We start from the raw sequence: 25,960 nt of genomic DNA on the forward strand, positions 1-25,960 counted from the left end.
CGTTGCGAAAGAAGCAATCGCGACAGGGCAATCCGTTCGAGAACTTTGTGTGAAAAATGGTGTACTGTCACAAGAAGACTTAGAGTTAATTCTAGATCCATTCGAAATGACGCACCCAGGGATTGCAGGAGCAACTCTTTTAAAGAAAAATTAAAAGAAGAGGGGGGACAAGCCCCTCTTTTTTGTTTACAATATAGAAATGCTATATATGAATAGAGGTAGGGATGTTATGAGCAAGTTTACAGTAGCTTCTAATGGTGCATTAGAAACAACATTAAGAGGAGCAGAAGTATTATCAACACCACTTTTAAATAAAGGGGTAGCTTTCACACAAAATGAAAGAGAAGAGTTAGGTTTAAAAGGGTTATTACCGCCAGCGGTTTTAACGTTAGAAGAACAGGCACGCCGAGCATACGAACAATTTAGTTCTCAGCCGGATGATTTATTAAAGAATGTATACTTAACTGCGTTACATGATCGAAATGAAGTATTATTTTATCGTATATTAACAGATCATTTACGTGAAATGTTACCGATTGTATATACACCAACTGTCGGTGTAGCAATTCAAAGATATAGTCATGAATATCGTAAACCACGTGGCGTTTATTTATCAATTAACGATTCATCAGGTATCGAAGAAGCATTTACCAATATCGGTGCAACAGCTGAGAACATTGATTTAGTCGTTGTAACAGATGGAGAAGGCATATTAGGAATTGGTGACTGGGGCGTTGGTGGTATTAACATCGCAATCGGAAAATTAGCTGTTTACACTGCTGCAGTTGGAATCGATCCTAGTCGTGTATTACCAGTAATTTTAGATGTAGGTACAAACCGTGAGGAGCTATTAAACAATCCATTTTATATTGGAAATCGTCACCCTCGTATAACAGGTGAAGCTTACGATGAATTTATTGATACGTTTGTACAAGCGGTAAACAAACAATTCCCGAAAGCACTTTTACATTGGGAAGACTTTAGCTCTCGTAACGCACGAAAAATTTTAGATAAATATCGTCATGATGTTTGTACATTTAATGATGATATTCAAGGTACAGGTGCAGTTTCACTTGCGGCAGTATTATCGGCAGTGAAAGCTTCTGGTGTACCGCTAAGTGAACACCGCGTTGTTGTATTTGGTGCTGGTACGGCTGGAATCGGTATCGCAGATCAAGTTAGAGATGCGATGGTCCGCGTAGGTGTATCTGAAGAAGAATCATATAAGCGTTTCTGGTGTATTGATCGTAACGGGTTAGTTACAGATAATATGGAAGATCTTCTTGATTTCCAAATTCCGTACGCAAGAAAAGAAGCAGAAGTAAGTGAGTGGAAAGAAAATGATGTGATTGGACTTGCTGAAGTTGTGAAACATGTAAAACCGACAATTTTAATTGGTACATCTACTGTTGCAGGTGCATTTAAAGAAGAGATTATTAAAGAAATGGCTTCTCACGTAGAAAGACCAATCATTTTACCAATGTCGAATCCAACGCCACTTGCTGAAGCAAAACCAGCAGATTTAATCGAGTGGACAGAAGGAAGAGCGTTAGTTGCAACAGGAAGTCCATTTGAACCAGTTACATATAACGGTGTAACGTATGTGATTGGACAATCAAATAATGCACTTATTTTCCCAGGGCTTGGTCTTGGAACAATTGTAGTACGAGCAAGCGTCATGACGGATGGAATGTTCGCAGCGGCTGCTGAAGCAGTTGCAAGTATGGTAGATACAAGTCAGCCAGGAGCACCTATTTTACCAGAGGTCGAAGAATTACGTAATATCTCAGAAATGGTTGCAATTGAAGTAGCGAAAGTTGCAGTTGCAGAAGGTATTGCAAGAGTGAACTTAAGTGATAACGATATCAAGATGGCAGTGCAAGAAGCAATGTGGAAGCCAGAGTATCGCCAAATAAAAGCGGTAGAAAAGGTTAGAATATAGAAAAAAAGCCCGTTTATAACAATAAGCGGGCTTTCACTTTTACTACTGAAAAAAAGTATAGGAAGTGTCACCTTTGAATTGGAATCAATTATGGAAGAAAGATATGTCCCTTTTAATTATATTAATGGTCGTTGTTCCGATTGCTGGGGAGCTGAACTTTCATCCCTTTAATGATACGTTTCGAGTTAGCTTCGGTACACCGCTATTCTTCTTTTTATTATTATTTTTAAGAAGAGTACCAGCAGGAGTTGCAGGTATTCTTGTTGGTATATCTGTAGTCTTATTCCGAGTATGTCTTGACTGGATCATGCAAGGTTCATTTCATATGACAGAATCATTTTATTTGCGTTATCCTGTGTTCTTCTATTATTTTATTTATGGCAGTTTTTTTTCGCTTTGTAGGGTAAATAAGTTCCATCAGAAACCAATCATTATTGGATGCCTTGGAATTTCAATTGAAATTGTTGCAAGTATGTCAGAACTTGCGTTTTATCACATGTTAGTACTAGGTACAACAATAACGATTTCTGAAGTGAATAAACTTATTATTATTGCTATTTTTCGTAGTTTCTTTGCACTTGGTTTTTTAAATATGATGAATTTATATGAAACGAAATTAAAAGAATCGCAAGTTCGAAAAGAAAATGAAAATATGTTAATGCATCTTTCTAATTTATATGTGGAATCTGTTCATTTGAAAAAGACGTTACAAAATGCGGAGTTAATTACACAAGAAGCATATCAACTATATCGAAATTTACAAGTAAGCGCTGATTCAAGTAGTAAAACGGCATTGAAAATAGCGGGGGAAGTGCATGAAATAAAAAAGGATAATCAAAGGATATTTGCAGGATTATCTAAACTGTTATTAGATAAAAATGTGGCTGAATATGTAGAAGGACATGAGTTAGCAGAGATGATTGTTAGAATAAACGAGAAGTATGCTGAAATGCTAGAAAAGGATATACGTTTTTCTAAACATATAGAAGGTGAGCATGCTGCATACCACGTGTATACAGTGCTATCAATTTTTAATAACTTAGTTGCAAATGCAGTTGAAGCAATTGAAGATAAAGGTTTCGTTATTATTAAGCTATATAAAAGAAATCAGCATATATTTTTTGAAGTAATTGACGATGGGCCTGGTATTACACAAAAGTATAAGAAATTAGTATTTAAGCCAGGATTTACTTCCAAGTATGATCAAACGGGAACACCGTCAACTGGTATTGGGCTTTCTTACATAAATGAAATGGTAACAGAGCTAGGCGGAGAAGTGAAATTAGAAGACCGAGAAAATAAAAGAGGATGTAAGTTTATCGTTTGTTTACCAGAGGATAGTTTAAAGCAGGAAGGGGAATAGATTTGTTTTATTATATCGTAGACGATGATGAAGTTTTCCGTTCGATGCTTTCGCAAATTATTGAAGATGGAGATCTTGGAGAAGTAATTGGTGAGGCGGATGACGGAGCTTTTATTGAAGCGGATCAACTAAATTTTAAAAAAGTAGATATTTTATTTATTGATTTGTTGATGCCGATGAGGGACGGAATTGAAACAGTTCGTCACATTGCGTCAACTTTCACGGGGAAAATCATTATGATTTCTCAAGTGGAATCGAAGCAGCTTATAGGTGAGGCATATACACTTGGTGTAGAATATTATATTACAAAACCATTAAACAAAATCGAAGTTGTATCTGTTGTACGCAAAGTGATGGAGCGTATTAGATTGGAGCGTTCTATACATGATATTCAAAAATCATTGAATAACGTGTTTCAGTGGGAAAAGCCGCAATTGCGTACTGAACCAGTGCAAGAAGGAAAAAAGATAGGGGATTTAGGGCGCTTTTTACTATCAGAACTCGGTATTGCGGGAGAGAATGGAAGTAAAGATTTACTTAGTATGCTGGAATATTTATATGGTCAAGAAAAGGCACAGACATTTGAGTTTGGCTTTCCTGCGTTAAAAGAAATTTTCCATCATATTACGATAAGAAAATTAGGGGATTTAGCTTTAGAGGCGGATATTGATAAAGAGAAAAAAGCGTCTGAACAAAGAGTACGTCGAGCTATTTATCAGTCGTTAAATCATTTGGCTTCTTTAGGATTAACAGACTTTTCAAATCCAAAATTTGAAAGCTATGCTCCAAAATTTTTCGATTTTACCGTAGTTAGAAAACGGATGACAGAAATGACGAAAGATGAACTCGCATCTTCTGGTCATACGCGAATTAATACGAAAAAGTTTATTCAAGTGTTGTATTTTGAGGCGAAGAGGTTGATGGAGATAGAGTGAAGAAGATGCTTATAAATAAGCATCTTCTTTTGTTAAATCAACATTTTATATTTTCTCGTGGAGCATGTAAAATGTTAAGTAAGAGAAAATGGTTTTATATTAAGGAAGTGTCAAAGCGATGAGTTTCACATTGAATAAATCGATTATTAAAGAAGTGTGCGGAGAGACCTCATATAAAAGAGGTGAAGCCTATTATAAATCAAATAAAGTGATAATAGATGAGTACGATGAAAATAAAGAAATTTGTGAGGCGACAGTAAAAGGGAACGAGGATTTCCATGTTACAGTAGCAAAAGCCAAAAAGGGTGATGTTGTTGCAAGATGTAGTTGTCCTTCATTAGCGTCTTTTCAAACGTACTGTCAACATGTTGCAGCAGTATTAATACAAATAAACCATAATCAACAAACAGGTAGAATGAGCTCCACTAGTAGCAGAAATGATCAATTGACAAGTGGTATGTTTCAGCTGTTTGCAGACAAACCACTGAGGCCAAAAAGTAAACAACACCGTTTTGATACACGTGAAATATTAGATATTGAGTTTATATGTACACCAGTTGCTACGAGAAGTGGTGGGGCTCTTCTTGGAATTCAATTGAAACTTGCCAAAGTGTATTTCATAAATCATATTAGAGAATTTCTTTCTAAGGTGGAGAAAAGAGAGTCTTTGCATTGTTCAAATGAATTTACATATACACCAGATGTACATAGTTTTAAACAAGAAACGGATGCGATTATTCAGCAGCTCATTAAAATGTATCATAACGAAAAAATGTATGAAGATACGCTAGAAGTACACGCGAAACAAGATGAAAGTATGATATTTATACCACCAGCTTCATGGAAAGATATGCTCTCTTCACTTTCTAAAGTTGAATATGTACAGCTGAAACAAAATGAACAACTGTTTCAGGGATTACAAGTTTCAAAAGGGGTGTTGCCGTTACACTTTGAATTTACGAAGGGAAATAATGGCGGATTTACACTTCATATAGAGGGTTTAAATCGTGTACAAGTTATGGATATGTATAACAATGCACTTTACGATGGGAAATTATATCACTTACACATTGAAGATTGTATGCGACTTATTGAATTACAAAAGATGATGAGTCGCTCAAATAGTAATCAGTTTTATATTCCAGAAAGTAAGATGGAACATTTCGTCGCGAAAGTTGTACCAGGATTAATGAAGCTCGGAACTGTACACATTGATGAAGTAATATCGGATCGTGTTGAAACACCTTCGCTAAAAGCGAAATTGTATTTAGACCGCGTGAAAAATCGCTTATTAGCAGGTCTTGAATTTCACTATGGGAACGTCATGATTAATCCGCTAGAAGAGGATGGACAGCCGTCTGTTTTTAATCGTGATGAGAAAAAGGAAAAAGAGATTTTAGACATTATGAGTGAAAGTGCTTTTGCAAAAACAGAAGGCGGTTACTTTATGCATAATGAAGAAGCTGAGTATAACTTTTTATATCACGTTGTGCCAACATTAAAAGGTTTAGTTGATATTTATGCGACGACAGCAATCAAATTGCGAATTAGTAAAGGGGATGCAGTTCCTCTTATTAGAGTGAGAAGAAAAGAAAGGATTGATTGGTTGTCATTTCGTTTTGATATAAAAGGAATACCAGAAGCAGAAATTAAAGGTGTATTAGCGGCCCTTGAAGAGAAACGTAAATATTATCGATTGGCGAATGGTTCGTTTTTATCGCTAGAGAGTAAAGAGTTTAATGAAATTAATCAGTTTATAAAAGAATCAGGTATTCGGAAAGAATTTTTACATGGAGAAGAGGTAAATGTTCCGCTTATTCGAAGTGTAAAATGGATGAACGGACTTCATGAAGGCAATGTTTTAAGTTTGGATGATTCTGTTCAAGAGTTAGTAGAAAACATTCAAAACCCGAAAAAATTAAAGTTTGCTGTGCCAAATACTTTAAATGCAGAAATGAGAAAGTATCAAGTATATGGGTTCGAATGGATGAAAACACTTGCTCATTACCGTTTTGGCGGTATTTTAGCAGATGATATGGGACTTGGAAAAACGTTGCAAAGCATTGCTTTTATAGATTCTGTTTTGACTGAGATTCGAGAAAAGAAACTGCCAATATTAGTCGTTTCACCATCATCTCTTGTTTATAATTGGTTTAGTGAATTGAAAAAATTCGCCCCGCATATTAGAGCAGTTATTGCAGATGGAATTCAAGCAGAGCGCCGGAAAATTTTGAAAGATATAACGGAATTTGATGTTGTAATTACGTCATATCCATTACTGAGAAGAGATATAAGATTGTATGCAAGACCATTTCATACACTATTCCTTGATGAAGCGCAGGCGTTTAAAAACCCTACAACGCAAACGGCAAGAGCTGTGAAAACAATTCAAGCTGAATACCGTTTTGGGCTAACGGGTACACCTGTAGAAAATTCATTAGAAGAGCTATGGTCTATCTTCCATGTCGTCTTCCCAGAATTATTACCAGGAAGAAAAGAGTTCGGTGATTTAAGGCGTGAAGATATAGCGAAGCGAGTGAAACCATTCGTATTAAGACGATTAAAAGGGGACGTATTAAATGAGTTGCCAGAGAAAATAGAGCACTTACAATCATCGGAGTTATTACCCGATCAAAAGAGTCTTTATGCTGCTTATTTAGCGAAGCTAAGGGAAGAAACGTTAAAGCATTTAGACAAAGATACGTTACGTAAAAATAAAATTAGAATTTTAGCTGGTTTAACGAGATTGCGACAAATTTGTTGCCATCCTGCTTTATTTGTTGATGATTACAAAGGAAGTTCAGCTAAATTTGAACAACTGTTAGAGATTTTAGAGGAATGTAGAAGTACAGGGAAGAGAATATTAATTTTTTCTCAATTTACGAAGATGCTTTCCATTATTGGTCGTGAGTTAAATCGCCAAGCAATTCCATACTTTTATTTAGACGGGAGTACACCAGCACAGGAACGTGTAGAGCTGTGCAATCGGTTTAACGAAGGAGAAGGGGATCTATTTCTCATTTCTTTAAAAGCTGGTGGTACCGGACTTAATTTAACTGGTGCAGATACAGTAATATTATACGATTTATGGTGGAATCCAGCTGTTGAACAACAAGCGGCTGATAGAGCGTATCGAATGGGGCAAAAAAATACAGTACAAGTTATAAAGCTAGTAGCCCACGGAACAATTGAGGAGAAAATGCATGAACTGCAAGAAAGTAAGAAAAATTTAATTGCTGAAGTGATTGAGCCAGGAGAAGAAAAATTAGCATCCATTACGGAGGAAGAAATAAGAGATATTTTAATGATTTAATATGAAAAAGCTATGCTTTCACATGTGAAAGCATAGCTTTTTGTTGTAATAATTATATTTTGTTTTGTGCAAAGTAAAGAAATCAAATGTTATTTAAATTACTTCTTTGTACCTTTACTTTTGTAGGGTTTGGCAGCTGCCTTTTTCTTTGCACTTGATTGCCAACGGTTCCATCCTTTACTTCCTGTACCTTGTCCTACACCTTTTTTCGGTTTTGCTTTCGTTTTACTCATATGATCACTCCGTTATATAAAAATCTTATTTGATAATAGTCAATGATTTAGAAAATACTCTTTATAAATGACTATGATTGCTGTAAGTAAAAATAAACTGCTTGAATGCTATAGTATAACATGAATTTGCAAGTAAACTGAAAGGAATTATAAAGAAAATGAAAATAATAAGAAATACTGCAGATTCTATATTCCGAACGATCACATTAATTGTTGTGTATACGTTAGTTTCGGTCAGTGAAACATTTTTGGGATTGACGAGGCAGAAAAAGTAAAGATGTTAAATTAACAACAATCAATAAAGCCGTAAAATAAAGAATTGAAAAACATTTTAAAACTTTTTGTTGACTTTCTTTATTTTTTGTATAGAATAATCATTAATAAAATGTTTCAGAGATGTGACAACAAAACGACTATGAAAGGACGAGTAGTAGTAGGACGTAGTTTAAGCGAGTCAGGGGTGGTGTGAGCCTGATACGAAGCCTATTATGAAGAACCTCCTGGAGTTGCTAACCGAAATCCTTTATAGGAAAGTAGACTTAGCCGGGAACTTCGCCGTTACAAGAAGAACAGTATCGAGATATTTCATCTCCGTATTGTATAAGTGAGCAACCTCTGTTGCTAATTTGGGTGGTACCGCGGAACCAAAGCCTTTCGTCCCAGTTTTTTGGGAAAGAAGGGCTTTTTTTGTTGGCTTCTTTTCACAACATCCAAACATTTTAGGAGGAAACCACCATGTATCAATCATTAATGACAGTAAGAGAGACTCAAATCGCAATTAAGGAAGTTAAAACATTTTTCGAGGACCAATTAGCAAAACGCCTTGAACTATTCCGCGTATCTGCACCATTATTCGTAACGAAAAAATCAGGATTAAACGATCACCTAAACGGTGTAGAACGTCCAATTGAATTTGATATGTTACATTCAGGAGAAGAATTAGAAATTGTTCATTCACTAGCGAAATGGAAACGATTTGCATTACATGAATACGGATATGAAGCTGGTGAAGGTTTATATACAAACATGAACGCGATTCGTCGTGATGAAGAACTTGATGCAACGCATTCCATTTATGTTGACCAATGGGATTGGGAAAAAATCGTTCAAAAAGAATGGCGTACTGTTGAATACTTACAAAAAACAGTACAAACAATTTATGGAATATTCAAAGATTTAGAAGATCACTTATTTGAAAAATATCCGTTCCTTGGAAAGTATTTACCGGAAGAAATTGTTTTCGTTACTTCTCAAGAATTAGAAGATAAATATCCAGAATTAACACCGAAAGATCGTGAACATGCAATTGCAAAAGAACACGGTGCAGTCTTCATTATCGGAATTGGTGATGCACTTCGTTCAGGTGAAAAGCATGACGGACGCGCAGCTGATTATGACGATTGGAAATTAAACGGTGACATTTTATTCTGGCACCCAGTACTACAATCTTCATTTGAGTTATCATCAATGGGAATTCGTGTTGATAGTAAATCACTTGATGAGCAGTTAACGAAAACTGGTGAAGACTTCAAACGTGAGTATGATTTCCATAAAGGTATACTAGAAGACGTACTACCATTAACAATCGGCGGTGGCATTGGACAATCAAGAATGTGCATGTACTTCTTACGTAAAGCACATATCGGTGAAGTTCAATCTTCTGTATGGCCTGACGATTTACGTGAAGCTTGCAAGAAAGAAAACATTCATCTGTTTTAATAGAAGTAAGGGAATAGCTTAAATATAGAGCTATTCCCTCTTTTTTATAAAACATTACTTATTTATTACCGAGTTCTTCTGCTAAACCGATTAAAATTCCTTCGACTCCACGAATGTAGCAGAGACGATACGAGTTCTCGTACTGAACTACTTCGCCAACGAGCTCTGCACCATGCTTAGTGAGTCTCGATACCATTTCGTCAATATCCTCGACAGTGAACATGACGCGTAGATAACCGAGGGCGTTTACAGGAGCTGTTCGGTGATCTGCTATAGTAGGAGGGGTGAGAAATCGCGAAAGTTCAATTCGGCTGTGGCCATCTGGAGTGACCATCATAGCAATCTCTACGCACTGAGAACCGAGTCCAGTTACGCGACCAGCCCATTCACCTTCGACATTTGCTCGATCTTCGAGATTCAAGCCAATCTCCTCAAAGAAAGAGATTGCGTTATCAAGGGATTCTACAACGATGCTGACATTGTCCATTCGTAGTAATTTGTTTTTTGCCATAGTCTTATCTCCTTATGTATAAAAGTTTATTATTTAATTATCCTCATAATTATACTACTAAGTAGTTACAAATTCCTTTCAGTCAAAAACACCTTGTCACAGTATAGGAAAATGTGACAAGGTGTTTTTTAATATATCATATAGCATCTTGTTAACGAATAGCTTTTTATTTAATAGGAAGGAAGTAGATTAATATGTTTTTTTTATAAGCGTTACTAAACATATCAAATTAGCTCATTTGCACGAAAGGCTCAATTTTCGCCATAAATGATTGATGCAGCGCCTCAACGCCTGTTACTAAATGAAGGCGGTCAATAACGACAGACACTTTAATTTCTGATGTACTTACCATTTTAATATGAATATCTTCTTCTTTTAAAGTAGTGAACATATTTGCAGCGACACCTGGGTTAGATACCATGCCAGATCCTACGATTGATACTTTTGCTAAGTGATTTTCATGTTCTACAGATTCATAGTGAAGAGTTTCTTGATTTTGTTCCAAAACTTCTAAAGTTTCTCTTAAATCATTCGAATGAATGGAGAAGGAGAGATGTACAGTTCCTTCATTTGTAATACTTTGAATGATGATATCTACATTAATGTGTGCTGCTGCTAATGTAGAGAAAACTGTTGAAAGCGAGCCTTGTTCTAGTCCTTTAATTGTGACACGTGTAATATTATCCTCAAATGCAATACCTTTAACGATTGATTGTTGTTCCATGTTACATTCTCCTTTTACAATTGTTCCGTTTTCTTGTTCCATACTTGAGCGAACTTCTAAAACTACGTTATGATTTTTAGCAAACTCAACGGCGCGCGGGTGTAATACACCAGCACCGAGGTTTGCAAGTTCTAACATTTCGTCATAAGAAATTTCATCTAATTTATAAGCATCTTTTACAACTCGTGGATCCGTCGTATATACGCCGGTCACATCTGTGTAAATATCACATTTTTTTGCGTTTAGTGCAGCAGCTAATGCGACAGCAGTTGTATCAGAACCGCCTCGTCCAAGCGTTGTAATTTCAAAATCTTCACTGACTCCTTGGAAACCAGCTACAATAACAATCGTGCCTTTAGTAAGATAAGACTGAATTCGATCTGTATTAATTTCAGTAATCCGTGCACTACTATGTACAGATTCTGTCGTAATACCAGCTTGCCATCCTGTTAATGAAATCGCGTTATACCCTTTTGCTTGTAGTGCCATCGTTAATAATGAAATAGTTACTTGCTCTCCTGTCGATAGAAGCATATCCATTTCGCGTTTACTTGGATTTTCTGTAATTGCGTTAGCGAGTGCGACAAGTTCATCCGTGCTTTTTCCCATTGCTGAAACGACAGAGACAACGCTATGACCTCGTTCATATTCTTCAATAATTAAATTTGCTACATGTTGAATGCGTTCGACGCTTCCGACAGAAGTGCCACCGAATTTTTGAACAATTGTTTCCATTACAAATTCCTTCTTTCGTCTATTTTTAAGAATAGATTAGGAAATATATAAATCCCAATACTCCTGTAGTTACCAGAAAGACAAACAAAAAACACCATCTCAAATAAGTGAGGATGGTGCTGTTACAGGAAAAGGGAAACAGAAAACGGAGCTAATAAAAAAACCGCCAAAAAAGGAATATCATAAAAAATGATATCTCTTTTTTGTAGATAGCTCTTCATACGTACACGTCTGTACATATGACAGTTCTGTTTCTATTCGAAAACAGCCCCAATTGATAAATGCAGAGAAATTTATCAATTTCGGCAATACTTCCTTTCATCTAAGTTCATAGACATCTCTGTGTCTCCATTAGAATACTCATAAGTATCGCAACCTCTATCTCACGTTTTAGGCGAGAGTGTTTGATTTATGAAGTTGTTGGTAACATTTGTTTTATAATAATTTAAATTTTTCGGGGAATCAAGTGTTTTATACATATTTTAAAAATTCTTTCTTTTTTCTGAGGGAGTTTGTGAAAAATGTAGCAAAATAAATTCATTGCATGTACATTAAACTTATAGTGCATAGGAGGTGGGGAGAATGAAAAGGAAACAGCCTATTTATGTTGCGACAAAAATGAACACGACGATGGAAAAATTATGGGAATATACGCAAGAACCAGATATACATACAGAGTGGGATGCTCGCTTTACTGAAATTTCGTATTTAGAGAAAAAAGAAGGAGAACCACAGAAGTTTTTGTATAAAACAAAGATTGGATTTGGGCTTGAAATAGCTGGAGAAGGGGAATCAATAGGTGAAATAAGAAAAGAGACTGGTGAAAGAATTTCCTCTTTAAAATTTTGGACGGATAATACATTATCTCTTATTCAAATAGGACGTGGTTATTGGAAGTATACGCCCAATAAAGAATATATTCATTTTGAGACACAATATGATTATGAGACAAGATTTGGTCGTATAGGAAATGTAATAGATTCCTATATTTTTCGTCCGTTATTAGGTTGGGCGACCGCTTGGAGTTTTGATGCCTTAAAATTATGGTTAGAAAAGGGGCTTCATCCTAGATTACTAATTAGAAGAACAATGACGTATTGGCTCGTATGTTTTTTATTTGCTTTTGTATGGATATATCAAGGGATAGTGCCAAAACTACTGTTTACTCATTTAGAAGAAGTAAAGATGCTTTCTGTATTAATTGGTTCAAATGAAAGTAGTGTATGTATACTTAAAATAATTGGGGTGTTAGAAATAATTTTCGGTGTCGTATGGCTGTTGCCACTAACAAAAAGAAAATTATTTATACTGCATATTATTGTATTACTAGTTTTAACGTTAGCGGCAGGATTTACGAATATCGCAAGCTTTACAGGACCGTTTAATCCGATTACATTAAATGTTCTTCTAATGGGGTTATCAATTGTCGGTTATATAAATAGTTTCGATTTACCAAGCGCGAAAAATTGTAAGAGGGCGAGAAAGGGATAAGTGTATGGCTAATATGTATGAACGATTATTAGGGGATACCTATAAAAATCTTCATCCTGAATTGCAGAAGCGTTATGCGATTACAGAAGAGAATAGTTTTACAGGGGAAGGAAAGATGGATGAAATTTACGGTGGCTCTTTTTTCGTGAAATTTATATTGAAAATTGCATCGAAGTTTCGAATGTTTTTCTCGGAACGAGGAGAGGGAATTCCATTTACGATACAAAACATAGCTGAGCGAGATGAATATGGACAAGAATTAGTAAGGTGGAACCGTACTTTTTATTTCCATAATAAGAAAAGATATTTTAATGCAGTTATGCAGTTTGATGAAAACAAAAATGAAATTGTAGATTATTTTGGCGAACCACATTTACTCGTTTCTACACTGCATTTTCATATCGATGAGTTAGGGGCAATGCATATTTCTTCAAAGAAACAATGGTTTTATATGTTTGGAAGAAAAATGCCGTTACCAAAATTTTTGTATGGTGAAGCAAAAATTGTTGAAAGTTATGATGCAACACTACAGTGTTTTAGAATTCATGTACAAGTACGAAACCCGTTAATTGGCTCGCTTTTTTCATATAAGGGAACATTTGTGGAAAGGAAATAAACGATATGAAAAATATAATATTTGGGCTTGCTTGTTATGTTGTTTTTCTAATATATGAGTGGTCGAATATAAATCCTGTTGAAGCAATTATATTATTATCTGTTTTATTATTTATACCAATGTCACTTTGTATTATTGATAAAAGAAAAAGAGATGGATCGTATTTATTATTTTATAAATTCGTATCGTTTTTATATCCAATCGCAGCAATTTGTGCAATGCTAGCTTTCGTCACAAATTACAATGTATTTGCGCTAGTTTGGTTTGTATATACAGGAATTGTTGCGTTATTTGGTGTACGTAGATTGCTAGAAAGAGGATGGAAGCCGTTAGAAGAAATCGCCATAGATAGTGCGTTTATTTATTTGTTTTTAGGTGGTTTTTGGTTTTTTGCTTCAGTAGCAAAACTTTCAATTATGCATTTTAGCTCTGACATTGTTTTACTCACAGCTGCACATTTTCATTATTCGGCGTTTCTATTGCCATTATCAGCTGGTTTAATAGGGAGAAAAAGAGAAAAGAGAAGTAAAGTGTATGATGCTATTATGTTTATCATCATGATTTCACCTATGACAGTTGCAATAGGAATTACATACTCAAGAATATTTGAATTTTTTGCAGTGTTCCTATATTTATGTGCAATTTATGGGTATGGATTTTACGTTTGGAGAGCAAAATTTAATGCTATCAGTGCAAAGATTCTTCTAATCGTTTCGTCTAGTACACTCATGGTTACAATTATGTTCTCACTTATATATTCATACGGAAATTTGAAGCATGTAATGACGATTACAATTGCTCAAATGGTTTGGATTCATGGTGTTGTCAATGGAATTGGAGTAGCTTTACCGGCATTTATCGGCTGGGTGATTGAAAAGAGTGTTCCGAATTATAAATACTATGGGAAACCAATGAGTAAGTTAAGAGGAAATGTGGTAATTGGTGAGGCTTATTTATATAGCAGCAATTTAGTAGACAGTAAGGAATACAACGGTTTAGTTGATAAAGTAAATGACTTTCATAGTGAGGCATTTGATGTGACGAAGGTTCCTTTAAGTATGATTCATTTTTATGAAAATACAGCAGAGTATGAATTGCAATCGAATATTAAATGGGCTCGTTGGTTCCGTCCGTTCGCACTTTGCTATGAGAAAATGAGTAAGCGTGTGGAACAAATACATTTAGGGATGGGCGGCAATTGGGAAACGATGCATGGCTCTATCATTAGTGTAATAGATGAGAAAGATGGAAGAGAGAATGTAAGGGCTTGGATAAGGAAAAATGAAGCAGGTGAATCTATTTTTGTAGCTCTTTATTCAAAGCATACAAATAAGAATGAGACATATATGAATATCGCCTTACCTTTACCTTATTCGAATATGACTGGTATTTTGAAACTATATAATGATAGTCATGATTTAATCATTACTAGTAAGTTAAGAGAAAATGGTCAGGGAGATGAGGGGATTTATTTACATACTCGGTTCTTAACAATCCGTTTACCATTAGCAGAGACTTTTATTATAAAAGAGCGCACGGATCACATACTAGAAGCTAATCATAGAATGTGGATATTTGGAGTTAAGTTTTTAGAAATTGATTATAAGATTCAGAAAGTAGAGGAGAAGTAAGAAAAGCTTGGAGAGATTCCAAGCTTTTTTACGTATGTGTAATTTTTATAGCAACTTGTTTATCTAGCTCATTATCCCAAACACGTTGAATTTCAAAAGTGCCTGTTTCAAAAAATAATGGGAATCTTTCTTTAAACCAAGTTTGCATAGGTAGCTTTAGTGCTGTATCGATTGGTATCCATAATAATTCACCCTCAGGAGGGTTCAAAAGAAGTTCACCTTCAAATGAGTCTGTCCAATAGTTAAATACCATATATCGAACATTCCCTTTCGGATTTACATATTCATCTAATCCCTTAAAAATTAAATCCGAAACAAGTAATCCGGTTTCTTCTTTTACTTCTCTTATAGCGGCTTGAACGATACTTTCGGGGAAATCTACTTTGCCGCCAGGAGCGATGTAGCCAGGGAAACCTCGATGGTTGGGGCGTTTTATGAGTAAAACTTCATTGTTACGTTGGATCATACACATTGTATAGATCTGATGTTCGATGTTATGTGAATTTGGAGGCATAATGATGTATTCTCCTTTATATTTTTTTGATAATTTTACCATAACATAATTGTTTCTTATATAATTAGAAATATAATATTATAAATTTTCAGTCATATATTATGTATTCTATAGTCATTTGAAAAGAGGGGAGAGACATGCAAGGGGAAATACAAAAGGAGAAAAGTTTAGGTTATATTGGAAAATTATTATTACCAGTTAAAGTATCAACGCACTTTAAGTTTTTATGGATTGGACAATTACTCTCGGCCTTAGGTAGTTCGATAACTATGGTCATACTTCCAGTTGCTGTGTATTCATTAACTGGTTCAACAGTTGTAATGGGGATGACGATGGCAATGTACATGCTACCTAATATTCTTGCTTTACCATTTGCGGGTTTAATTGTAGACCGAATTGATCGGGTTAGGTTAATGTTATTTACGGATATAATCCGCTGTATATTAATGCTATTACTTGCATCGCTTATATTTATGGATTTATTAACAATTACGATTTTATATATTCTCGTTGCCATATACGGACTTATGGAAGGGATATTCCAACCAGCATATTCTGCTGTAAGGGCGAAAGTATTCGTCCCTGAAATTCGTAATGCAGCTAACGCACTCACTCAAATGAGTAATCAAGGTATACGATTAATTGGGCCAGCACTTGGTGGGTTAATCGTATCGGTTGCATCTGCAGGGATAGGTTTCGGACTAGATGCAGCAACGTACTTATTATCATTTTTATGTTTATTATTTTTAAAAGAAATTAAGTTTAAAAAAGTAAAACCCATTGAAAAGAGTAAGCTTAATTACAAACAAGAGTTTATGGAAGGTGTTTTAGTTTTAAAAAGTCATCCGTGGCTGTGGATTACAATTTTAGTTTTTTCTTTTATAAATATTTGTTATGCCGGTATTATCGTCGTATTAATTCCATGGTTATTTAATGTTCATCATCATTTTGAAGCTTACGTGTATGGACTTGGCATGGCCTTTTCTGGTGGTGGGGCTGTAATTGCCGCATTAATATTTGGTGGGAAAGAGCTGTGGCATAAGAGAGGATTACTGGCTTATGGAGGTGTTTTAATGAGTGGCATTGCTTTATTAATTATGCCATTCATTTCTTGGGCACCCGCTTTAATATTCTTAATGGCAATTGAAGGATTTGGCATGATGATATTTGGACTCATTTGGGAAACGAGTTTACAGGAGCTTGTACCAGAAGAAGCATTCGGAAGAGTGGCAAGCCTTGATATGTTGGGTTCTTTTGCTTTATTGCCATTAGGATACGTAGTTGTAGGCTGGTTAGCTACTGTCATAGGTGGCGAGATAACTATTATAACACTAGCTAGTTTAGTAATTTTAACAATTGGAATAGCATTGTCTGTACCGAGTATTCGTCGATTTAATTGATTATATGGGAAAAGAGGGCTAGACCTATATAGAAAATAACTTAGCATATAATCAACTAGTATTAATAAAACATCTTTGTAATGAAAAGCCTTCCATACACATTTGGCACAAAAAAATTAGTATGGAAGCAACAAAAATAGAAATCACAAAAGAAGTGACGGAAGCGATACAAGTAGGTTTCAAAAAAGAAGAATAAGCCCTAAAGAAATTAGGACTTATTCTTCATTAAATACAAATGTTTGTTTCATTTTTTTACCTTCATTTACCGGATGGCCGTTATAAGAGAAATTCTTTTCTTCCCAAGTGATTACAACTTTAAAATTATGACTATTAAAGTCTAATGGGAATACCATGTAGTCAAAGCTTGTATAACTTTTAGAAATGTTTTCATTAGGTGTAGAAGGTTTAAAGGTAGCTTTAGAGGTAGGATTGTTATCAAGTATTTCCACAGATACATTTGATACATCATGACCGATGTTTTTTACGAGTAAACTATACGTATCAAATACACCTTGTTTCGGCTGGATTGCTTGCTTGTTTGAGTTATGAGATTTATCAATTTCGACATACCATTGTTTAGACTTTGACGCAATCGGTAGTGACTGAAATGTGTAAGCGCTAGCTTGCATTGGTAGTGCTAAACATATAAGCGTAAAGAGAGTTAATATTTTTCGTTTCATTTTTTAAGAGCTCCCATTCTTTAATGGATTTACTTGTTATTATCTTCTTTTTACGAGTAAATATACCATATAATGTAAAGTGGGTATTGTGAGTAGTGAATTAATATATTATTCACTACTCTTATAGCTGGCATAATTACGTATGTAGTAAGAAAGAATAAATTTGTTTTTTCTATACTTAGATTGCTACCCTTTTTAAAAGGGCTATTTTTATGTTTTAATAAAAAGAATATACTAAGAGTTCCGTATAAATTATTTATTTTAATGTAGTTAAATGTGCTTGTATATGTGAAATTAGAGAGGGAAGCTGTGTAGAGATGTTTCTACACAGCTTTTTAGGATATGAAAAAATTGCCAAAAATATGTTAAAATAACATTGTCATACAACAAGGGGGATTTGTTTTATGGAAAATGGACATCTTGCTAAAGTAGACTTAACGAAAAAAATTGAATCAAAATCTAAGTACAATAAGAAACTCGAAAAATATCAAAGGCGCTTATTAGCATTACAACAAATTTTGAAAGAAGAAAAAATCGCGGTTATGCTTGTTATGGAAGGATGGGATGCGGCTGGTAAAGGTGGGGCAATTAAGCGGGTGACGGAACATCTTGACCCACGTGGGTTCCAAGTAGATCCAATTGGAGCGCCTGCACCTCATGAAAAACGTTACCATTATTTGCAACGTTTCTGGCGCAAAATTCCACAGTACGGGCAAATTACTATTTTTGATCGCTCATGGTACGGTCGTGTGTTAGTTGAGCGTGTTGAAGGTTTTGCTACAAAGGAAGAGTGGATGAGAGCATATGATGAGATTAATGATTTTGAAAAACTACTAACAGATGACCATTACATAATGGGGAAGTTCTTCTACCATATAAGTAAAGAGGAACAGTTAAAGAGATTTAAAGATAGAGAGAAAAATCCTTTGAAAAGATGGAAAATTACAGATGAAGATTGGCGTAATCGTGAAAAATGGGATGAATATGTTGAAGCGATGGAAGACATGTTTGAAAAAACAAGTAAGCCAAATGCGAAGTGGCATATTATTGAAAGTAACGATAAATTGTATGCTCGTGTGAAAACGTTAAAAATTATTATTTCATTCATTGAGGATTATTTCTTAGAACATGGTATAGAATTGCCTTCTTATTATTATGAAATGAAAGAGGATATTGAAGTTTGCAAGATGTAGGTGTGAAAGAGTAAAAAAGAAAATGGCCCTGTGAATTGGTGAAACCAAATTATGGGGCTTTTTTATTTAGAAACATTTTACAATTAACAGAATAAGGTATATAATCAATAATCATATTAACATTGTTAATATGATTATTGATTATATAATGTGTGGGGGTTTTACTTTGAAGGGAAGAGATGTTGTTTTAGGTTTATTAATGGAAAAGGAATTGTCTGGGTACGATATTAAAATTGTGTTTGAAGACGTATTTACTCATTTTTTTGATGGAAGTTTTGGAATGATTTATCCAACGTTACGACAATTGGAGAATGAAGGGAAAATAAAAAAAGAGGTTGTCATGCAAGAGGGGAAACCGAATAAGAAAATGTACTTTATTACAGATGAAGGACGTGAAGAGTTTTATCAATACATGCAGACGCCTGTAGAGAAGGATGTTTTACGTTCGGATTTTTTAATGAGAATGTATTTTGGTAACTATAGTGATGATGTAACAATAAAAAAATGGATTAAAGATGAAATTGAAAGAAAAGAAGCGTACATTGCAGATCTTCGATTGAAATATGAAAAGTGGAGAGTAGGTATTACTTTCGTCGAAGAAATTTCACTAGATGTAGGTATTGCATCGTATAGTGCACAAGTGGAGACTTTGAAGAAAAAATTAAAAGAGTTAGAGGCGAAAGAAAACAATAAAACAGAAGAATGAAAAACGCGTTCACAATAAATAAAGGGGTATATAAAGATGGAGCAATCAAAGGGTATTAAGATTGTCTTTTTAATGTGTCTAGGTATCTTTCTTTGTATGATTGATACGACAATTATGAATATAGCTTTACCGGCAATACAATCGAGTGTAAATACTTCGTTAGAAAAGATGTCTTGGGTATTAAATGTTTATACAATGACGATTGCAGTACTTGCCATTCCGTTAGGGCGGATAGCTGATATCTTTGGAAAAGCAAAGATGTATATTCTGGGTCTGGTGATTTTTGGTGGTGGATCGGTACTTTGCGCTTTTGCTAATACAGGTGATTTTCTTATTTTTTCTCGTTTTATACAAAGTATTGGGGCAGCGATTTTATTTCCAACAAGTATGGTAATTGGTGTATCAGCTATGCCATTAGCTAAGAGGCATGTTGCGCTTGCAATTTTAGGAGTAACACAAGGATTGTCAGCTGCTATGGGACCAGTAATAGGTGGAATTATTACGCAAAATTTAGGATGGAGATGGGTGTTCTTCGTTAATGTTCCGGTTTGTATAATAGGAATCGTGTTATGTTGCATCATGCTACAAATAAAAAATGAAGAACGTATTATCTCAAAAATAGATTGGATAGGACTACTATTAAGTAGCACAGCAATTTTTTCATTTACTCTCATATTAGTAAAAGGTAATACATGGGGATGGCAAAGTAATATTGCTTTGTCTTGTTATGCAATTAGCACTATTTCTCTTATTCTATTTATTTTAGTAGAACGAAAGATTTATAACCCAATGGTGAATTTAAAGTTATTTCAAGATCGAATGTTTGTCGGAGCGTCGATCGTTGTTATATTGAGTAATTTATTTTTAATTGGAGTTACTGTATTGCTTCCAACGTTCTTGACGAAACTACAAGGTCGAACGGAAATTGAAGCGGCTTTTTTAGTGACACCTATTTCAGCAATGATATTTTTTGTCTCACCAGTTGCAGCAACTTTAATTAAAAAACTCGGAAAAGTAACTATTATTTTGTCAGGATTTCTTGTTATGGGGCTTTCCTACTATTGGTTACAAATGATTGATGTTCATTCAACAAATATAGAAATTATTATTCCATGTATGATATTAGGTGTTGGATATGGTTTAGTAGTGGGGCCAATTACAGTTTTAAGTGCGTCTTCGTTTGAAGGAGAATTGTTAACTGCTTCTCAAAGTGTTGTATCAATGTTACGACAAGTTGGAATTGTATTGGCAGTCGCAATATTTGTCTCTAACTTAACTCACAATTTAACTGTAAATAAAGAAAAAGTATATCGTTATGCAGAAGAAAAGGTGCGTACTATTCATGTGAATAGTACTGAGCAAACTGAAATTTTACAAATGACTAAAGAGAAAATAGAGAATCAAAGTTTAGAGTCGAATATAAATAAGAAACAAAATGCAATGACAATGGGATTAAGTAAAGAGAAAAAGGAAGAATTGATTCGCGACAAGACGGATGAAATATTAAGAAAAGTTCCAGTAGAATATAGAGATGTAAAAAGAGAAGAAGTTATGAGGAAAGTGACAAAAGAAGTTGAAAAACAAGAGGAAAGTATAAAGAAAGAGGTACTCACATTTTCAAATGATGTGAATCATTATGCCAAGAATCAGATGGCTATGAGCTTTACAGATTTATATAAAGCAAGTGTGCCAATTATTTTAATTTGTGCTTTCGTAAGTTTGTTGTTTTGGGAAGGGAAAGCTTTGAGTAAAAAGAGAAAGGGAAGGATAGTAGAAGAAGCGTAAAGGAAAACAGGCTGCTATTAGCCTGTTTTTTTCATTGTTTTCTCCTTGCATATTGTGAATAGTAGTATTTTTAATATAGCATGTGATAAGTCGATTATGATTAGAAAGTTTTTTAGAATGAAAGGAAGGAATGGAAAATGCCATTGAATATGTAACGTTATACATAGTACATTAACAAGAGGGATTAATTTTAAAAGGAGGATGGGGAATTGCTAGATAAGGCAGGGGCTTTAATAGATAATCATGTGTACACAGAAGAAGAGCAACAAAAACTATACAAACGAACGTTAATAATCGTCAGCATTTCACAAATGTTTGGCGGTGCAGGACTAGCTGCTGGTATTACAGTGGGCGCACTTCTTGCGCAGCAAATGCTTGGAACAGATGCGTTTGCAGGATTACCAACTGCTATGTTTACATTAGGATCGGCATTAGCAGCTTTCATAGTAGGGAAGCTTTCGCAACGATATGGACGCCGGATAGGTCTTGCAACAGGGTTTATAGTAGGTGGATTTGGAGCAATTGGTGTTGTAATGGCAGCTTTAACAAATAGTATTATTCTTTTACTTATTTCTTTACTTATATATGGTGCTGGTACAGCCACGAATCTACAAGCTCGTTATGCAGGTACAGATTTAGCAGATAAGAAGCAGAGAGCAACGGCTGTTAGTATTACGATGGTAATGACGACTTTCGGTGCAGTTGCAGGACCAAATTTAGTAGGGGTAATGGGAAGTTTTGCTCATTCAATTGGAGTTCCTAAACTTGCAGGTCCGTTCATACTATCGGCAGCAGCATTTATACTGGCGGGTCTAGTTCTTTTTGTTATGCTTCGTCCAGATCCTTTGATTATTGCTAACATAATAGAAAGATATAAACAGGAACATACATATAAAGGACAACCAATAACAGAAGAAGCGAAAGAAAATAAACGAGGTATTACAGTTGGAGCAATCGTAATGATACTTACGCAAATAGTGATGGTTGCGATTATGACGATGACGCCAGTTCATATGGGACACCACGGTCACGGTTTAAGTGCAGTAGGACTTGTGATAGGTTTTCATGTAGGTGCAATGTATCTTCCATCTCTCGTTACAGGAATGTTAATTGATAAAATTGGCCGAACTACAATGAGCATAGCTGGTGGAGTGATTTTACTTGCAGCGGGTGTCATAGCGGCGATAGCGCCAAGTGATTCTTTATTATTATTAATCGTTGCTCTGTCTTTACTTGGGCTAGGATGGAACCTCGGATTGATAAGTGGTACAGCACAAATCGTTGATTCCACAACACCGTCTACACGTGCTAAAACACAAGGGAAAATAGATGTTTTTATTGCGCTAGCTGGAGCTTCTGGTGGAGCAATGTCAGGTATGGTAGTAGCGAATTCAAGTTATGCGGCATTGTCATTGGCTGGAGGCGTGTTAGCGTTATTACTTATTCCTGTTGTGATATGGTCTCGAAAAGGGGCAAGAAATTAAATGAAAAAGAGGTTCTAGTTACTGGCTAGAACCTCTTTTTATACACTTAAATTAAATTCCACTCTACAATAAGTCCTAAATGCGTAAGTCCGCCACCAAATCCGTATAGTAAAAGTGTGTCTCCGTTATTTAACCTTCCTTCTTTTATAGCTAAATTTAAAGCGAGTGGAATGGTGACTGAAGAGGTATTCCCCATATATTCCATGCTCGTTAATGTTTTTTGTATTGGAATTTGAGATTTTTCGCAAATAGATTCAATCATTCGTAAGTTAGCGCTGTGGGGTATGAACCAGTCTATATCATCTACTTGCATATTTGCGGTATGTATTAAATCTTTTATGCCTTTTGGCACTGTACGTGTTGCCCATTTATATACTTCTCTTCCATTTTGAACGATTTTTTCATTTGTTTGCAGTGGTGTGCCATTCATAGTAGTAGATAAGTTTGTTCTATATAGATGAATGCCGCCATCACCGTTTGTTCCCATGTGAGCAGCGATAAAGCTTGGGGTGTCTTCATCTCTTTCTAATAAAATAGCTCCAGCACCATCACCGAATAAAATACAGGTCGTTCTATCGCTATAATCAGTAACTTTAGATAATGTCTCTGTCGCTACGACAAGTACTTTTTCATGTGATCCAGAAGTGATTAAGCTATTACCGACGTGTAGTCCATATGTAAAACCAGCACAAGTTGCATTTAAATCAAAAGCTAGTGTATGAGGTATGTTGAAGTATTGTTGTATTTGGCAAGCAACACTAGGGAAAACGTAATCAGCAGTAGTAGTAGCGACAATGATACAGTCGACATCTTCTAAGTTTTTCTTATATGTTGTACATAAATTTTTAATTGCTTTAATGGCTAAGTTTGAGGAGTATTCTTCTTCGCTAGCGATTCTTCTTTCCCTCATTCCTGTTCTTTGTACAATCCATTCATCATTCGTATGGACCATCTTTTCTAAATCGTTATTAGACAATATTTGATCTGGAACATAAGTACCAATTGCAGTAATACGAGATTTAGAATGCATAGAAACATCTCCTAACTTTTATTTTTATAACCTGATACTAATATCAGGTTATAAAAATGTCAATAAAGATTTTTGTTGTATTAAAACGATAATACTTAACTTACTATGAAAGAATTTGGCGAGTGCTGTAAAAATAATATACGAGAAGTTTCTAAAATTGATAATTGCTTTTGTTATTTTTATTGTGAGAAAAATTCGCAAAAAATGACGATTAAAGTAAAAATATAAAGATTTTCTTTCGTGTGATATAGGTTGTTAAACCTTGTGAAAGCGAATTACTTATGCTACACTTTATGTAACTTAAAATGAACGGAGGGGCTTCCTTTGATCTTAATCAGATTACGTCTCAATACTTTGTGCCAATAATTGAATAGCGCTCAAAGGCTCTGTCTGTGTACAGAGTGAACGGGATTGGTCTGCCTATTTTAAAGGAACCCTTTATTAAGCTTATATGTGAAAAAGAGGGAGGGACGAATACGCCCTCTTTTTGTTTTGCCTTTATAAATAGAATGGGATTGTATAAGTGAACACTTACCGTGGATACGTATACAATCTGGGGACTTTTTGACTATAAAATAGGATGAAAGCATAGCTTTCTTCTATTTCTTTGGTGAACCCTTATCCGTTTACGAAAACACAGGCAGCGACCTGTGTTTTTTATTTTACGTAATCGAAATGGAGGAATAAATATATGGAAGAAGTATTACAAAGAGCAGTTTTAGTTGGAGTAAATGTAGGTAATGAAGATGATTTTGCATATTCAATGGAAGAGTTAACAAATCTTGCGGAAGCTTGTGATGTAGAGGTAATTGGGCAAGTAACGCAAAATTTACAACGAGTAAATCCATCGCATTATATCGGAAAAGGAAAGATTGAAGAAGTTGCAGCGTATGTACAAGAAATAGATGCGAATATGGTTATCTTTAATGATGAATTATCTCCTTCACAAATTCGAAATTTAGAAGAGGATTTAGATTGTAAGGTAATTGATCGTACCATTTTAATTTTAGATATTTTTGCGCAACGTGCGAAAACGAAAGAAGCACAGCTACAAGTAGAAGTAGCACACCTTCAGTACATGATGCCTCGTTTAATCGGTCTTCGTGAATCGTTAGGGAGACAGAGCGGCGGCGTTGGTACGAAAAATAAAGGTGTCGGTGAAAAGAAGTTAGAGTTAGACCGTCGTAAAATTGAAGAACAAATTTCAGTTTTGAATAAAGATTTAGAAGCGCTCGTTGCCCAGCGTCAAACGCAGCGAAAGCAGCGTAAGAAAAATGAAATACCTGTTGTAGCATTAGTAGGTTATACGAATGCAGGAAAGTCAACGACGATGAATGCAATGCTTGAAATTTATAATGGTACAGAAGAAAAACAAGTATTTGAAAAAGATATGTTATTCGCGACGTTAGAAACATCTGTACGAAATATTGATTTGCCAGATAATAAATCATTTTTATTAACAGATACAGTTGGATTTGTAAGTAAATTACCACATCATCTTGTGAAGGCGTTCCGTTCAACGTTAGAAGAAGTAGCGGAAGCAGACCTACTTATTCACGTTGTAGATTACGCAAATCCAAATTATGAACAATTAATTGATATTACAAATGAAACGTTAAAGAAAATTGGAGTAGAAAATATTCCAACGATCTATGCTTATAATAAATCAGATATGGTAGATGTTGAAATTCCGAAAGTGCAAGAAGATCGCGTTTATTTATCAGCGAAGAAACATGTTGGAATTGAAGAACTTGTAGAAATGATTCGCTCACACATCTATAAAGAATATACGAAGTGTGAAATGTTAATTCCATATGATCAAGGACAGGTAGTTTCGTATTTCAATAATCATGCACACGTTTTATCTACGAGTTACGAAAACGAAGGTACCAAATTACAAATAGAATGTAAGACGAGTGATTACGAGAAGTATAAGCATTTTACAATTTAATGTA

General features: G+C 35.0%; 20 protein-coding genes, 1 pseudogene, 1 riboswitch and 1 other annotated feature. Of the genes and pseudogenes, 15 read left to right on the forward strand and 6 right to left on the reverse strand.

Annotation, left to right across the window (positions count from 1 at the left end; all coding sequences use genetic code 11):
- The 5 genes and pseudogenes from MR136_RS18565 to MR136_RS18585 all read left to right on the forward strand — a co-directional run.
- Positions 1-154, forward strand: a pseudogene (locus tag MR136_RS18565) (aspartate ammonia-lyase); the annotation flags it as partial.
- 75 nt (positions 155-229) lie between these two features.
- Complete coding sequence (gene malS, locus MR136_RS18570; RefSeq protein ID WP_031312324.1) at positions 230-1,942, forward strand: oxaloacetate-decarboxylating malate dehydrogenase; 1,713 nt, start codon at positions 230-232, stop codon at positions 1,940-1,942.
- 64 nt (positions 1,943-2,006) lie between these two features.
- A complete protein-coding gene (locus MR136_RS18575) occupies positions 2,007-3,305 on the forward strand; it encodes a sensor histidine kinase (protein ID WP_002023846.1) in 1,299 nt (432 codons plus the stop codon).
- A gap of 2 nt (positions 3,306-3,307) precedes the next feature.
- Entirely contained in the window at positions 3,308-4,240 is a 933-nt protein-coding gene (locus MR136_RS18580) for a response regulator (RefSeq protein ID WP_000500302.1), read from the forward strand.
- 118 nt (positions 4,241-4,358) lie between these two features.
- Positions 4,359-7,553 carry an SNF2 helicase associated domain-containing protein gene (locus tag MR136_RS18585; protein WP_242259553.1) on the forward strand — a complete coding sequence of 1,065 codons (3,195 nt, stop codon included), beginning with the start codon at positions 4,359-4,361 and terminating at the stop codon, positions 7,551-7,553.
- 98 nt (positions 7,554-7,651) lie between these two features.
- Here MR136_RS18585 and MR136_RS18590 read toward each other — a convergent pair whose 3' ends face one another.
- Positions 7,652-7,786, reverse strand: coding sequence for a DUF3934 domain-containing protein (locus MR136_RS18590; protein ID WP_000047588.1), 135 nt, complete (start codon positions 7,784-7,786; stop codon positions 7,652-7,654).
- A 406-nt stretch (positions 7,787-8,192) separates the two neighbouring features.
- Positions 8,193-8,451: a binding site (T-box leader), on the forward strand.
- Positions 8,452-8,521: 70 nt separating this feature from the next.
- Between MR136_RS18590 and asnA the strand changes: the two genes are divergently transcribed.
- Positions 8,522-9,505 carry an aspartate--ammonia ligase gene (gene asnA, locus MR136_RS18595; RefSeq protein WP_000284917.1) on the forward strand — a complete coding sequence of 328 codons (984 nt, stop codon included), beginning with the start codon at positions 8,522-8,524 and terminating at the stop codon, positions 9,503-9,505.
- A gap of 58 nt (positions 9,506-9,563) precedes the next feature.
- Here asnA and MR136_RS18600 read toward each other — a convergent pair whose 3' ends face one another.
- Entirely contained in the window at positions 9,564-10,016 is a 453-nt protein-coding gene (locus MR136_RS18600) for a VOC family protein (RefSeq protein ID WP_017673966.1), read from the reverse strand.
- 229 nt (positions 10,017-10,245) lie between these two features.
- Positions 10,246-11,475, reverse strand: a complete 1,230-nt coding sequence (locus MR136_RS18605; protein WP_017673965.1) for an aspartate kinase — start codon at positions 11,473-11,475, stop codon at positions 10,246-10,248.
- A 202-nt stretch (positions 11,476-11,677) separates the two neighbouring features.
- A riboswitch (Lysine riboswitch) is annotated at positions 11,678-11,864 on the reverse strand.
- Between the two features lie 193 nt (positions 11,865-12,057).
- Between MR136_RS18605 and MR136_RS18610 the strand changes: the two genes are divergently transcribed.
- From MR136_RS18610 to MR136_RS18620, 3 genes are read left to right on the forward strand one after another with little or no spacing between them, the layout of a single operon-like run.
- Positions 12,058-12,966, forward strand: a complete 909-nt coding sequence (locus MR136_RS18610) for a DoxX-like family protein (RefSeq protein ID WP_000823944.1) — start codon at positions 12,058-12,060, stop codon at positions 12,964-12,966.
- Positions 12,967-12,970: 4 nt separating this feature from the next.
- Positions 12,971-13,582: a DUF4166 domain-containing protein gene (locus MR136_RS18615; RefSeq protein WP_000002651.1), complete on the forward strand. Its 612-nt coding sequence runs from the start codon at positions 12,971-12,973 to the stop codon at positions 13,580-13,582.
- 5 nt (positions 13,583-13,587) lie between these two features.
- A complete protein-coding gene (locus tag MR136_RS18620) occupies positions 13,588-15,213 on the forward strand; it encodes a YndJ family protein (protein WP_017673964.1) in 1,626 nt (541 codons plus the stop codon).
- Positions 15,214-15,241: 28 nt separating this feature from the next.
- Here the strand turns inward: MR136_RS18620 and MR136_RS18625 are convergent, their stop codons facing one another.
- The gene (locus MR136_RS18625) at positions 15,242-15,727 is read right to left on the reverse strand and encodes an 8-oxo-dGTP diphosphatase (RefSeq protein ID WP_017673963.1); all 486 of its coding nucleotides are present in this window, start codon (positions 15,725-15,727) and stop codon (positions 15,242-15,244) included.
- A 137-nt stretch (positions 15,728-15,864) separates the two neighbouring features.
- Between MR136_RS18625 and MR136_RS18630 the strand changes: the two genes are divergently transcribed.
- The gene (locus MR136_RS18630) at positions 15,865-17,127 is read left to right on the forward strand and encodes an MFS transporter (protein ID WP_017673962.1); all 1,263 of its coding nucleotides are present in this window, start codon (positions 15,865-15,867) and stop codon (positions 17,125-17,127) included.
- Positions 17,128-17,342: 215 nt separating this feature from the next.
- Here MR136_RS18630 and MR136_RS18635 read toward each other — a convergent pair whose 3' ends face one another.
- On the reverse strand, positions 17,343-17,807 hold the full coding sequence (locus tag MR136_RS18635) for a hypothetical protein (RefSeq protein ID WP_017673961.1): 465 nt from the start codon (positions 17,805-17,807) through the stop codon (positions 17,343-17,345).
- Positions 17,808-18,211: 404 nt separating this feature from the next.
- Here MR136_RS18635 and MR136_RS18640 point away from each other — a divergent pair, with 404 nt between their 5' ends.
- The 4 genes from MR136_RS18640 to MR136_RS18655 all read left to right on the forward strand — a co-directional run bounded on the left by MR136_RS18640 (position 18,212) and on the right by MR136_RS18655 (position 22,975).
- Complete coding sequence (locus MR136_RS18640; protein ID WP_017673960.1) at positions 18,212-19,000, forward strand: polyphosphate kinase 2 family protein; 789 nt, start codon at positions 18,212-18,214, stop codon at positions 18,998-19,000.
- Between the two features lie 166 nt (positions 19,001-19,166).
- The gene (locus MR136_RS18645; protein ID WP_000678334.1) at positions 19,167-19,706 is read left to right on the forward strand and encodes a PadR family transcriptional regulator; all 540 of its coding nucleotides are present in this window, start codon (positions 19,167-19,169) and stop codon (positions 19,704-19,706) included.
- A 36-nt stretch (positions 19,707-19,742) separates the two neighbouring features.
- Complete coding sequence (locus MR136_RS18650; RefSeq protein ID WP_017673959.1) at positions 19,743-21,491, forward strand: MFS transporter; 1,749 nt, start codon at positions 19,743-19,745, stop codon at positions 21,489-21,491.
- 209 nt (positions 21,492-21,700) lie between these two features.
- Complete coding sequence (locus MR136_RS18655) at positions 21,701-22,975, forward strand: MFS transporter (RefSeq protein ID WP_000884513.1); 1,275 nt, start codon at positions 21,701-21,703, stop codon at positions 22,973-22,975.
- Positions 22,976-23,021: 46 nt separating this feature from the next.
- Here MR136_RS18655 and MR136_RS18660 read toward each other — a convergent pair whose 3' ends face one another.
- Positions 23,022-24,005, reverse strand: a complete 984-nt coding sequence (locus tag MR136_RS18660; RefSeq protein WP_078421306.1) for a ketoacyl-ACP synthase III — start codon at positions 24,003-24,005, stop codon at positions 23,022-23,024.
- A 691-nt stretch (positions 24,006-24,696) separates the two neighbouring features.
- Here MR136_RS18660 and hflX point away from each other — a divergent pair.
- The gene (gene hflX, locus MR136_RS18665) at positions 24,697-25,956 is read left to right on the forward strand and encodes a GTPase HflX (RefSeq protein WP_000393284.1); all 1,260 of its coding nucleotides are present in this window, start codon (positions 24,697-24,699) and stop codon (positions 25,954-25,956) included.
- Positions 25,957-25,960: the final 4 nt, after the last annotated feature.

It is taken from the genome of Bacillus cereus group sp. BfR-BA-01311 (assembly GCF_022664295.1).
Lineage (GTDB): Bacteria > Bacillota > Bacilli > Bacillales > Bacillaceae_G > Bacillus_A > Bacillus_A cereus.